Annotated in this window: 12 protein-coding genes; 7 read left to right on the top strand and 5 right to left on the bottom strand. The window is 59.2% G+C overall.

Annotated elements, in window-relative coordinates:
- A partial coding sequence (locus tag G7020_RS05435) for a hypothetical protein (protein WP_258189248.1) occupies window positions 1–399 on the top strand: 399 nt, incomplete at its 5' end.
- Window positions 400–403: 4 nt separating this feature from the next.
- Here G7020_RS05435 and tyrS read toward each other — a convergent pair.
- The gene (gene tyrS, locus G7020_RS05430) at window positions 404–1,603 is read right to left on the bottom strand and encodes a tyrosine--tRNA ligase (protein ID WP_181082922.1); all 1,200 of its coding nucleotides are present in this window, start codon (window positions 1,601–1,603) and stop codon (window positions 404–406) included.
- A gap of 175 nt (window positions 1,604–1,778) precedes the next feature.
- On the opposite strand from tyrS, the gene G7020_RS05425 reads away from it, so the two are divergent.
- Both G7020_RS05425 and G7020_RS05420 read left to right on the top strand, forming a co-directional pair.
- Entirely contained in the window at window positions 1,779–3,182 is a 1,404-nt protein-coding gene (locus G7020_RS05425; RefSeq protein WP_181082916.1) for a peptidoglycan DD-metalloendopeptidase family protein, read from the top strand.
- Window positions 3,183–3,184: 2 nt separating this feature from the next.
- Window positions 3,185–4,276 (top strand): anhydro-N-acetylmuramic acid kinase, encoded by a 1,092-nt coding sequence (locus G7020_RS05420; protein ID WP_181082915.1) that lies wholly within the window; start codon window positions 3,185–3,187, stop codon window positions 4,274–4,276.
- A gap of 51 nt (window positions 4,277–4,327) precedes the next feature.
- Here G7020_RS05420 and erpA read toward each other — a convergent pair whose 3' ends face one another.
- Together erpA and argC are read right to left on the bottom strand one after the other, a co-directional pair.
- The gene (gene erpA / locus G7020_RS05415) at window positions 4,328–4,678 is read right to left on the bottom strand and encodes an iron-sulfur cluster insertion protein ErpA (RefSeq protein WP_181082914.1); all 351 of its coding nucleotides are present in this window, start codon (window positions 4,676–4,678) and stop codon (window positions 4,328–4,330) included.
- Between the two features lie 146 nt (window positions 4,679–4,824).
- Window positions 4,825–5,859: an N-acetyl-gamma-glutamyl-phosphate reductase gene (argC, locus tag G7020_RS05410; protein ID WP_181082913.1), complete on the bottom strand. Its 1,035-nt coding sequence runs from the start codon at window positions 5,857–5,859 to the stop codon at window positions 4,825–4,827.
- A 134-nt stretch (window positions 5,860–5,993) separates the two neighbouring features.
- On the opposite strand from argC, the gene hemJ reads away from it, so the two are divergent.
- Both hemJ and G7020_RS05400 read left to right on the top strand, forming a co-directional pair.
- Entirely contained in the window at window positions 5,994–6,422 is a 429-nt protein-coding gene (hemJ, locus tag G7020_RS05405) for a protoporphyrinogen oxidase HemJ (protein ID WP_181082912.1), read from the top strand.
- A gap of 131 nt (window positions 6,423–6,553) precedes the next feature.
- The gene (locus G7020_RS05400; RefSeq protein WP_181082911.1) at window positions 6,554–7,492 is read left to right on the top strand and encodes a DUF805 domain-containing protein; all 939 of its coding nucleotides are present in this window, start codon (window positions 6,554–6,556) and stop codon (window positions 7,490–7,492) included.
- Between the two features lie 13 nt (window positions 7,493–7,505).
- Here the strand turns inward: G7020_RS05400 and G7020_RS05395 are convergent, their stop codons facing one another.
- The gene (locus tag G7020_RS05395; RefSeq protein ID WP_181082910.1) at window positions 7,506–8,981 is read right to left on the bottom strand and encodes an AAA family ATPase; all 1,476 of its coding nucleotides are present in this window, start codon (window positions 8,979–8,981) and stop codon (window positions 7,506–7,508) included.
- 81 nt (window positions 8,982–9,062) lie between these two features.
- Between G7020_RS05395 and G7020_RS05390 the strand changes: the two genes are divergently transcribed.
- Window positions 9,063–9,404 (top strand): histidine triad nucleotide-binding protein, encoded by a 342-nt coding sequence (locus G7020_RS05390; protein WP_181082909.1) that lies wholly within the window; start codon window positions 9,063–9,065, stop codon window positions 9,402–9,404.
- Window positions 9,405–9,452: 48 nt separating this feature from the next.
- Entirely contained in the window at window positions 9,453–10,100 is a 648-nt protein-coding gene (gene coq7 / locus G7020_RS05385) for a 2-polyprenyl-3-methyl-6-methoxy-1,4-benzoquinone monooxygenase (protein ID WP_181082908.1), read from the top strand.
- 76 nt (window positions 10,101–10,176) lie between these two features.
- Here coq7 and G7020_RS05380 read toward each other — a convergent pair whose 3' ends face one another.
- A complete protein-coding gene (locus G7020_RS05380; protein ID WP_181082907.1) occupies window positions 10,177–10,605 on the bottom strand; it encodes an OsmC family protein in 429 nt (142 codons plus the stop codon).
- Window positions 10,606–10,752 lie beyond the last annotated feature (147 nt).

Genomic DNA, 10,752 nt, shown 5'->3' with positions numbered 1-10,752 from the left:
TTGTTAAAGAGCGTTTCGATCAAGCCTTTCGTCTCAACCGAGGCCGCGCATTCTACAGCAGCCTTGTATCTCGTCAAGCTGTTTTTGAAGAATTTTTCTTTCTTCTCAACCGCTTATGCTGTCGATCAACCTAGCGCCTCTCGTCAGCGGGAGGCGAATTCTACAGCGTTCAAAGCCGCTGTCAACCACCTCTTTCAACCACTTGCGATCGAACCGACCGAAGCACCAACAGGATTCAACTACCGCCCTGTCAGCCCGGCGCATTCTACTCGAATTTGCCGCCCGTGCAAGCCCTTATTTTTAGCTAACCTCTTGATTTACAAGAGGTTTTACCAAGGGCCTGCGCCGGAGAAGGTGCGCATTATAGGCCCACAGAACGAGCCGTCAACGAGTTTTTGAAGATTTATTCCGACAGCAGCGAAATACGGCCAAAAGCCTTCTTGCCAGCCTGGCAGACGTGGGTCGATCCAATCCTGAAAACAAAGGCGCGATCCACTACTTCTCCATCTACCCGCACACCACCAGAGCCAAGCAGATCTCGCGCCATAGCGGCATTCTTGACCAGTCCCGCCCGATTCAACACCGAGGCTATCGGCATATCCTCCACGGAGCGCAACTCGATATCAGGAATGTCCTCTGGCAGCTCGCCTTCTTTCATTCTATTGCCTGCCGAACGATGCGCCGCCGCCGCCGCCTCCTCGCCATGAAAGCGCGCGACAATTTCCTCGGCCAGCTTGATCTTGATATCACGCGGATTGGCACCGCCCTGCACGTCCGCCTTGAAGGACTCGATCTCCTCCAGACTGCGGAAGCTGAGCAACTCAAAATAGCGCCACATCAGAGCATCCGGAATCGACACCAGCTTGCCGTACATGACACCAGGCGCTTCTTGGATGCCCACGTAATTACCCAGAGACTTGGACATCTTCTTGACGCCATCCAGCCCCTCAAGAAGCGGCATGGTCACGATGCACTGGGATTCCTGCCCGTAGGAGCGTTGCAACTCCCGCCCCATCAGCAGGTTGAATTTCTGATCCGTTCCGCCCAGCTCGACATCAGCCTTCAGCGCAACCGAGTCATAACCCTGAACCAACGGATAGAGAAACTCGTGTATCGCAATCGGCTGGCTGGACGCATAACGCTTGCTGAAGTCGTCGCGCTCCAGCATGCGGGCGACGGTGTACTGCGAGGCCAGACGAATGAAATCCGACGGCTTCAGCTGATCCATCCAGGTGGAATTGAAAGCCACCTCGGTCTTGGCCGGATCGAGGATCTTGAACACCTGAGCCTTATAGGTTTCGGCATTCTCCAGCACCTGCTCACGGGTCAGGGGTGGGCGAGTCGCGCTTTTGCCACTCGGATCACCAATCATCCCGGTGAAATCACCTATAAGGAAGATCACCTGATGTCCCAGATCCTGAAGCTGACGGAGCTTGTTAATGAGTACCGTATGGCCCAAGTGCAGATCAGGAGCTGTCGGATCAAACCCGGCCTTGATTCGCAGCGGCAGCCCCCGCTCCAGTTTCGAGACCAGTTCCGCCTCAACGAGCACCTCATCAGCGCCCCGCCTGATCACCGACAACTGCTCTTGAACCGACTTCATTGGAGGCCCCGCACCGAGAAATAAAAGGGCGTCAACCTTACAAGATCGACCAAAAATTACAACGTCGCAGCATGCGGGGCAGTGATAGCTCCTGCATTTCAAGGGTTGCCTCGACAGCACTTTGCTTATATTTTAGGCAGATATTTTTCCTGTACAAAAAATCGCCAGACATCCAATGACCCATTCAAAATCGAAAGCACCTTACTACCCGAAGAGCCATCTCCTGGCTGCAAGCGGTGTAGCTGCGCTTCTGAGCCTGGCACTGCTGGTGTTCCCATCACGTGAAGTCGAGGCGAAGAAAACCTTTCTCGACCTCAGACTGGATGCCGCTAGCGAGCTGGCACCCGTGGAAGCAGAGCCTTCATCAAGCATCAGCACCGCTGATAGCCCATTCGTACAAATAGAGTCCCCTGAACCGCAAACAGCCAGCGAAGCCCTGCAAGACGAAGTCGAGGAAGCTCAGGCCGATATCAATCCTCTGCTGAAGGAAGTCATAGTCGCCAATGGCGACACCCTGTCGACCGTCTTCGCCAAGGTCGGCCTGCCTCAGTCCACCGTTCATGATGTCCTGGCAAGCAGCAAGGAAGCGAAGCAGCTTACCCGTCTGCGAATTGGCCAACGCCTGGAGTTCGAGATGGATGAACAGGGCGGACTTGCGCGTTTGAGCAGCCCGATAAACAGACTGGAAAGTCTGCAGCTGGAAAAAGCCGATAGCGGTTATGTCTTCAAGAAAGAACAGCTCAAGCCAGACGTCACCACGACCTATGCCTACGGACAAATCGAAAGCAGCCTCTTCCTCGCGGCCAAGCGCGCAGGTTTGAGTCACAACCTGACGATGGATCTTGCGAATGTTTTTGGATACGACATCGACTTTGCCCTGGACATCCGCAAAGGCGACACTTTCGAAGTCGTTTATGAGGAAAAGACCATTGAAGGCGAACGAGTAGGCACAGGCAATATTCTTGCCGCTCGCTTCACCAACCGCGGCAAAAGCTATACCGCCGTTCGCTACACCAACAAGCAGGGCAACACTAGCTACTACACCGCTGACGGGACCAGTATGCGCAAGGCATTCATCCGCACCCCCGTCGACTTTGCCCGCATCAGCTCGCGCTTCTCCAACGGGCGCAAGCATCCGATCCTGAACAAGATCCGCGCCCACAAAGGTGTGGACTATGCAGCCCCGCACGGCACGCCGATCAAAAGTGCAGGTGACGGCAAGGTCGTTCTGGCAGGCCGCAAAGGGGGCTACGGCAACACCGTGATCATTCAGCATGGCAACCGCTATCGCACGCTGTACGCGCACATGCAGGGTTTCGCCAAGGGAGTGAGAAACGGCTCGCAGGTCAAGCAGGGACAGATCATCGGCTACATCGGTACCACAGGCCTTTCAACCGGCCCGCACCTGCATTATGAATTTCAGGTAGATGGCGTCCATGTCGATCCACTTGGCCTGAAGTTGCCCATGGCCGATCCGATTGCCAACAATGAAAAGCAGCGCTTTCTTCAGCAGAGCCAGCCCCTGATGGCGCAGATGGACAAAGAACGCGCGACCATGCTGGCCATGCAGACTGAATAACGATGGCGATGTATGTCGGCATCATGTCCGGCACCAGCCTCGACGGGCTGGACTTCGCCCTGATCGAGCACGACGACCATACCAGGCTGCTCGCCACTCACTACGAACCCATGCCGGAACAGCTGAAACAGGACCTGCTCGAACTCTGCTCGACAGGTCCCGACGAGCTGGCACGCGCGGCAATCGCTGAACAGGCCTGGGCCAGACTGGCTGGCCGCGGTGTGCTCAGGCTTCTGCAGCAGGCGCAAGTCTCGCCCAAGGCGGTTCGGGCCATCGGTAGCCATGGGCAAACGGTAAGACACGAGCCCCAGCGCGGCTTCACCATTCAGATAGGCAACCCCGCACTGCTGGCGGAGCTGAGTGGAATATGCGTGGTTGCAGACTTCCGTCGGCGTGACGTAGCCGCAGGCGGCCAGGGCGCGCCACTGGTGCCGGCCTTTCATGAAGCGATATTCGGCGACGCCGAACACGCCAGGGCGGTGCTCAATGTCGGTGGATTCAGCAACCTCAGCCTGCTCCAGCCCGGACAGGCGGCCCGAGGTTTCGATTGCGGACCTGGCAATGTACTGCTGGATGCCTGGATTCAACGCCATCAGGGAAACGCCTATGACCCGAACGGCACATGGGCCGCCAGTGGCGAGGTAAGCCCCCCTCTTCTTCAGGCCTTTCTAGACGATCCCTTCTTCGCGACCCAAGGCCCCAAAAGTACGGGCCGGGAGCTGTTCAACCTGGCCTGGCTGGACGCCCATCTGTCAGATTTTCCTGACCTGCCCGCCCAGGATGTTCAGGCCACGCTGCTTGAACTGACCGCGATCAGCATCTGCGAAGCGTTGCAAAAAAGCCAACCGGGAACGAAGGATGTGCTGGTTTGCGGAGGCGGCGCGCATAACGCCACACTGATGCACAGGCTGCAGGCACTTCTCCCGAATTGCCAGGTAAGCAGCACAGCCCGCTTCGGGATAGAGCCCGACTGGATCGAGGCCATGGCATTCGCCTGGCTGGCGCACTGCTGCCTGGAAGGCATCACCGCCAACCGACCGAACGTTACAGGAGCTCAAGGGTTGCGGGTACTGGGCGCGGTCTACCCGGCCTGACAGCCCAAACGCAAACGCCGCGCATAGCGCGGCGTTCGTCGATAGAGCCGATCAGATGGAGAACGAAGACCCGCAGCCACAGGTGGTGGTGGCATTGGGATTCTTGATCACGAAGCGCGAGCCTTCCAGCCCTTCCTGATAGTCGACCTCCGCCCCGGCCAGGTACTGGTAGCTCATGGCATCCACCACCAGGCTGACACCTTCTCGTTCGATGATGGTGTCGTCTTCGGCCAGGTCTTCATCGAAGGTGAAGCCGTACTGGAACCCGGAGCAGCCGCCGCCGGTGACAAAGACGCGCAATTTCAGACGCGGATTACCTTCTTCCTCGACCAGGCTCTTCACCTTGCTCGCAGCATCCTGACTGAACTGGATGGCGGTGGGCGTGAAGGATTCGACACTCATTTGGTTCTCCTGGCGCAAAGCGCCCTGCACTGCATTGATGGGGCATTATCGGCTTACCCTACGAAATCGGTCAACTATTGCCAGCAGATCGACTTTCAGACCCAAACGCGCCCGCACCGGCAATTCCGAAAAGAGCGCAGCAAGAACTATGGCAACAACGCCACATTCCCCAGGCCAAGACGCTCTTCAAGCCCGAAGATGATGTTCATGTTCTGCAGCGCCTGGCCGGAAGCACCTTTCACCAGATTGTCGATGACCGACAGCACCACGACCAAGTCACCATCCTGCGGGCGGTGCACGGCAATGCGGCACACATTTGCCCCACGCACACTGCGGGTTTCCGGGTGGCTTCCGGCAGGCATCACATCGACGAAAGGCTCGTCGGCATAGCGCTGCTCATACAGCGCCTGCAGATCGACCGAAGTATCGGCAACCGTCGCATAGAGCGTTGCATGGATGCCACGAATCATAGGTGTCAGATGCGGAACGAAGGTCAGGCCCACATCGCCCCCAACCGCGCGACGCAACCCCTGGCTGATCTCAGGCAGATGGCGATGTCCCTTGACTGCGTAGGCCATCATGCTTTCGCCCGCCTCGGTAAACAGTGAGCCGATCTTTGCCGCACGTCCGGCACCGCTGACACCGGACTTGCAGTCGGCAATCAGCCGCGATGCATCCGCCAGGCCGTTTTCCAGCAGCGGCAGGAAACCCAACTGGGTCGCCGTTGGATAACAGCCAGGGACAGCGATCAATCGCGCGTTCCTGATCTGCTCACGATTGACTTCGGGCAAGCCATAGACAGCCTCCGGCAGCAGCTCGGGCGCGCCATGGGGCTGGCCATACCATTTTGCCCACTCATCAGCACCCTGCAGGCGGAAGTCCGCTGACAGGTCGATGACCCGAGTGCCGGCATCCAGCAACTCTTTCGCCAGAGCATGTGCAACGCCATGGGGGGTCGCGAAGAACACCACGTCACAGGCGCCCAGGGTCGCCGTGTCCGGTACGCTGAAGGCCAGCCCGTCATAATGGCCGCGCAGGTTCGGATACATATCCGTGACCTTCACGCCATTTTCCGAGCGCGACGTGATCACGGTTACGTCAGCCTGGGGGTGCTGCGCCAGCAATCGCAGCAACTCGACCCCGGTATAGCCTGTACCGCCGACAATTCCGACCTTGATCATGAGCCGCCTCTCGAATGGAACGATAAAGACCGCTGATGATAAAGCTGCCCGCGCCTGGGGCCAACCATTGAGGTGACGCATGGCGGCTCCAGCCACTACTATCTACGCCCAACACCGGACCAGGGAAACTCGGAATGCTTTATCTATGGCTCAAAGCCCTGCACATCATTGCAGTCGTCTGCTGGTTCGCCGGGCTGTTCTATCTGCCGAGGCTGTTCGTCTACCACGCCATGAGCGAGGACCAGACCAGCCGTGAGCGCTTCCAGGTCATGGAGCGCAAGCTTTATCGCGGCATCATGATCCCCTCGATGATCGCGACGCTGCTATTGGGCATCTGGATGATCGTGCTCAACCCCTCGTTGTTCAGCACTGGCGCATGGCTGCATGCCAAGCTCACGCTGGTGGTGTTGCTGATCGTTTATCACCACCTGTGCGGGGCACAGCTGAAGCGTTTTGCGCGCGGCGAGAACACCCGCAGTCATGTGTTCTACCGCTGGTTCAACGAGGTTCCGGTGCTGTTCCTGCTGGCCATCGTCATTCTGGTGGTGGTCAAGCCCTTCTGAGCCGAAGCCAGGCCGGAGGCGTGATGCAGCACACATTTCGCACACCGCCGCCTCTGGCGTCACGAGCGCTGCTTGTTGCCACATCAGAGGCAATCTAGGCTTTGCCGGACCATCACCCACAAGGACGTCACATGCAGGCCAATCAGTACCGAATCGTTTTCGATGGCGAGCTTATGCCGGGCATGTCAGCTGAAACCGTCAAGGCCAATTTGGCCCTGCTCTTCAAGATCGATAGCGACAAGATCGATCGGCTATTCGGCCAGGGCTCGGTCAACATCAAGCGGGAACTGAGCGAGACGCAAGCCGACAAATACCTGCACGCCCTGCAGTCTGCCGGCGCGAAGGCCCGCAAGGAGCCGGAAGACAGACAGCCGTTCAGTCTCGCCCTGGTGGACAATACGGACGACTCGACTGCCACATCCGCCTCCGCGCAAATGGAATGCCCCAAGTGCGGACATGCTCAGGCGCAGGCCATCCAATGTGAAAGCTGCGGGATCGTCATCGAAAAATACCTAGCCCGGCAGGCACAGGCCGAGGCGCAAAACAACAGGACCGAGGCCAGCCTGCCCTATGCACCGCCACGTGCGAAGGTGGCCGAGCCCTTGCCGGAATATGGCGCACTCAAGCCCTTCTCTGTGCAAGGCCGTATCGGGCGCCTGCGCTACCTCGCCTGGTCCATGATCCTGTCACTGACCGCCCTGGGCCTGCTGACCGTCGCAGGTGCCGCTTTCGCCCTTTCCAGCCTGATCGGTATACCGCTGATGGTATTGGTCATCATTGGCTTTCTGGTGGTCAGTATCCAGATCGGCGTGCAGCGCCTGCATGACATCGGCTGGTCAGGCTGGCTACTGCTGCTGACACTGGTTCCGGTGGTCGGCTCGATATTCCCGCTGGTCATGCTGGTGGCCCCCGGCAGCAGTGGGATCAATCGCTTCGGCCCGCCTCAGCCACCGAACAGCAGGTCAGTGAAGATTCTCGCCGTCCTCTGGCTACTGGTACCGGTCATCGGCATTATCGCCGCCATCGCTCTGCCGGCCTATGAGCGATACCTGCAGCAAATACCACTTTGAAACAAACTGTCGATCAGGCCAGAACCGCGCGCCCCGAAGCCCAGTTGCGAAGATCGTCCAGGGCTTCGGCCATCACCACCGAAAGCGGGGAAGTCGCCCGGACAGAGTCGAGCAGAACCTGCTGGTCCGGCTCGCGTGACTGCGCCTGCCCTGCGTAGACCGCCGACACTACCACCTGCTCGATTTCCGCTCCGGAAAAGCCATCACAGACCATCGCCAGCTCGGCAAGATCGAACAGCCCGGGGTCCAGCTCACGCCGCTTCAGATGGATACGGAAGATATCGGCACGCACCGCAGCGTCGGGCAGATCGACGAAGAACAGCTCGTCGAAACGCCCCTTGCGCAGCAGCTCGGGTGGCAGACGATCGACCGCATTGGCCGTTGCCACCATGAACACCGGAGCCTGTCGCTCGGCCATCCAGGTCAACAGGGTGCCGAGGATGCGCTGGCTCACACCGCCATCCATCTCACCCGTGGCCAGGCCTTTTTCCAGCTCGTCCATCCAGAGCACGCAAGGCGCCATCTGTTCGGCAAGTTTCAGGGCTTCGCGCAGGTTGCGCTCGGTCTCTCCGAAGAACTTGTTATAGAGGCAGGCGAAATCCAGCCGCAGCAGCGGCAAGCCCCAGAGCCCCGCGACGGCCTTGGCCGCCATGCTCTTGCCGCCACCCTGAACGCCCACCAGCATCACGCCGCGCGGCATGTCCGCCTTACCTGCGGCCATGAACGCACCCTGGCGCTCACCCAGCCAGCGCTTGAAGTTCGGCAGCCCTCCGACATCGGCAAAACGCGCCGTTTCATGCTCGAAACCCAGCACGCCCTGCATGTCCAGCAACTCGAACTTCTTGCGGTTGAGTTCTGGCAAATCCTTCTGGGTAATCGCGCCGTCATCGCAGATCAGGCTATGGGCCAGACTGCGAGCCTCGGCATGACTGAGGCCACGCAGGTTCTTCACCACCTGCTGCAGGGTTCGATTGTCGGTCCGCACCCGTGCACCACGATTACGCTCGCTCCAGCGGGTCGCCTCGTCGCGCACGATGCTCAGCAGCTCTTCTTCCGACGGCAGGGTCAGACTGAAACGGGCGGCGTAGCGCTGGATCTCGGCAGGCAGCGTGAAGGCATGGGAAACCAGCACCAGCGTGGGCGCCGACGGCCCTTCAGCCATCGCGATTTCCTTGATCAGCCGCACCACTTGCGGCTCACCGAGAAAGGGATGCAGGTCGCAGAACACATACAGGCCGGGCTGCGGATCATGCCTGACGCGCTTGAGCGCGACTTCCGGCGAACAGCTTTCACCTTCATCCAGCGCCTCGCCGCCAAATGCCAGCCGGCGCAACCCCTCGGTCACGGACCAGACCTGCAGCGCCATGCCACGAGCTATCGCCAGGCCCGTCAGGGTTTCCAGCACACGGCGTTCGTCCCAGGATTCGATGACCACCAACCGCAGCCTCGATTCCAGCACCAGCGCCAGATCATGGATATCGTTCTTCATCGCTGTCCTCTTTCGCGCAAGCTGACCCATCACTTGATGGCCTGCTAAACTGCCAGCCGATCATATTTCCGGAGACATGCCATGGATTGTCTGTTCTGCAAGATCGTGGCTGGGGATATCCCCGCGCACAAGCTGTATGAAGACGATCAGGTCATTGCCTTCAATGACATCGCCCCTCAGGCGCCGGTGCATTTCCTGGTTATTCCGAAGAAGCACATTGCGACCCTGCACGACCTCAGCGAAGAGGACGACAAGGCGCTCGCCGGTCATATTCTCTTCACTGCCCAACGCCTCGCCGAAGAGCAGGGTTGCCAGGAAGGCTTCCGCGTCGTCATGAACTGCAACGACCTCGGTGGCCAGACGGTCTACCACATACACATGCACGTGCTCGGACAGCGCCAGATGCACTGGCCGCCGGGCTGACAGACATTCACGGCCCTATCGAGACCGCTCCGCAAACATGGAGGCGACATGCCCAACCAGCGTGAATATTCACCTGCCGACCGCCTGCTGTTGCAGGCCGATGCCGCATTAAGAACGCTGCTGCCTTTCAGCGGTCAGCCCAACCGCCCGAACCCGGCGCTATTGAAAAACGAGACCGAGCTGAGCGACAGCGAAACACGTCACGTTGCCGGCCTGATGCGCATCAACCACACCGGGGAAGTCTGTGCCCAGGCGCTCTACCAGGGCCAGGCGCTGACAGCCCAGTTGCCTAAGGTGCGCAAGGCGATGGAGCAGGCCGCCGAAGAGGAAATCGACCATCTGGCCTGGTGCGAACAGCGTATTCACCAGTTGGGCAGCCACACCAGCGTGCTCAATCCGCTCTTCTACGGGCTGTCATTCGGCATCGGCGCCACGGCTGGGCTGATCAGCGACCGGGTCAGCCTGGGTTTTGTCGCTGCCACCGAGGACCAGGTCTGCAAGCACCTCGATGAACACCTTGAGCAGATCCCCGCAGGCGACGAGAAATCGCGGGCAATTCTCCAGCAGATGCGCGTGGACGAGGCACAACATTCGACTGCCGCCCTGGAGGCAGGTGGATTCCGCTTCCCGGCGCCGGTCAAGTTTGGCATGAGCCTGATGGCCAAGGTCATGACCAAGACCACCTATCGAATTTGAGGCTGGAGGCTGGACAGGATCGCTCCGGGCAATGCCGATCCAGCTTTTTCATCCAGCTTTCCAGCCTCAAGCGCTTTTAATCGGCTTTTGACTCGACAATCTCATAGTCATGGGTGATCTCGACGCCGGCCCGTCCGAGCATGATCGAGGCGGAACAGTATTTTTCCGCCGACAGCTCTACCGCACGCTTGACCTGGGCCTCCTTCAGGCCACGCCCCTTCACCACGAAATGCAGATGAATCCGGGTGAACACCTTCGGGTCTTCGCTCGCGCGCTCTGCTTCCAGAAAGGCCTCGCAGCTTTCAACCGGCTGACGGGACTTCTTCAGGATGCTCACCACATCGAAGTTGCTGCAGCCACCCAGGCCGAGCAGCAGCATTTCCATGGGGCGGACGCCAAGATTGCGCCCTCCGTTTTCCGGCGGACCGTCCATCACCACGACATGCCCGCTGCCCGACTCGCCAAGAAACATCGCTTCGCCAGCCCATTGAATGCGCGCTTTCATCGACAGACTCCGTAGAAAAAGAGCGAAGCTTAACATGAGCGTTTCAGTCGAATGGATGCAGTGAATCGGCAAAGTCCTGTCCCAAAGGTGATATTCGTGCCGCAGTTTTGTTATCGATCGATAGCGGTCTGTTAAGCTCCCATGACC

This window comes from Stutzerimonas stutzeri, from assembly GCF_013522825.1.
In the GTDB taxonomy this organism is placed as follows: Bacteria; Pseudomonadota; Gammaproteobacteria; order Pseudomonadales; family Pseudomonadaceae; genus Stutzerimonas; species Stutzerimonas stutzeri_AK.
Note: the sequence above shows the minus strand (reverse complement) of the source record. Positions and strands in the feature narration are given on the sequence as shown.

Bases quoted from the DNA above. Each gene is read 5' to 3' on its own strand.
- tyrS (WP_181082922.1), bottom strand. From the start codon at position 1,603: ATGAAGTCGGTTCAAGAGCAGTTGTCGGTGATCAGGCGGGGCGCTGAT.
- G7020_RS05425 (WP_181082916.1), top strand. From the start codon at position 1,779: ATGACCCATTCAAAATCGAAAGCACCTTACTACCCGAAGAGCCATCTC.
- G7020_RS05420 (WP_181082915.1), top strand. From the start codon at position 3,185: ATGGCGATGTATGTCGGCATCATGTCCGGCACCAGCCTCGACGGGCTG.
- erpA (WP_181082914.1), bottom strand. From the start codon at position 4,678: ATGAGTGTCGAATCCTTCACGCCCACCGCCATCCAGTTCAGTCAGGAT.
- argC (WP_181082913.1), bottom strand. From the start codon at position 5,859: ATGATCAAGGTCGGAATTGTCGGCGGTACAGGCTATACCGGGGTCGAG.
- hemJ (WP_181082912.1), top strand. From the start codon at position 5,994: ATGCTTTATCTATGGCTCAAAGCCCTGCACATCATTGCAGTCGTCTGC.
- G7020_RS05400 (WP_181082911.1), top strand. From the start codon at position 6,554: ATGCAGGCCAATCAGTACCGAATCGTTTTCGATGGCGAGCTTATGCCG.
- G7020_RS05395 (WP_181082910.1), bottom strand. From the start codon at position 8,981: ATGAAGAACGATATCCATGATCTGGCGCTGGTGCTGGAATCGAGGCTG.
- G7020_RS05390 (WP_181082909.1), top strand. From the start codon at position 9,063: ATGGATTGTCTGTTCTGCAAGATCGTGGCTGGGGATATCCCCGCGCAC.
- coq7 (WP_181082908.1), top strand. From the start codon at position 9,453: ATGCCCAACCAGCGTGAATATTCACCTGCCGACCGCCTGCTGTTGCAG.
- G7020_RS05380 (WP_181082907.1), bottom strand. From the start codon at position 10,605: ATGAAAGCGCGCATTCAATGGGCTGGCGAAGCGATGTTTCTTGGCGAG.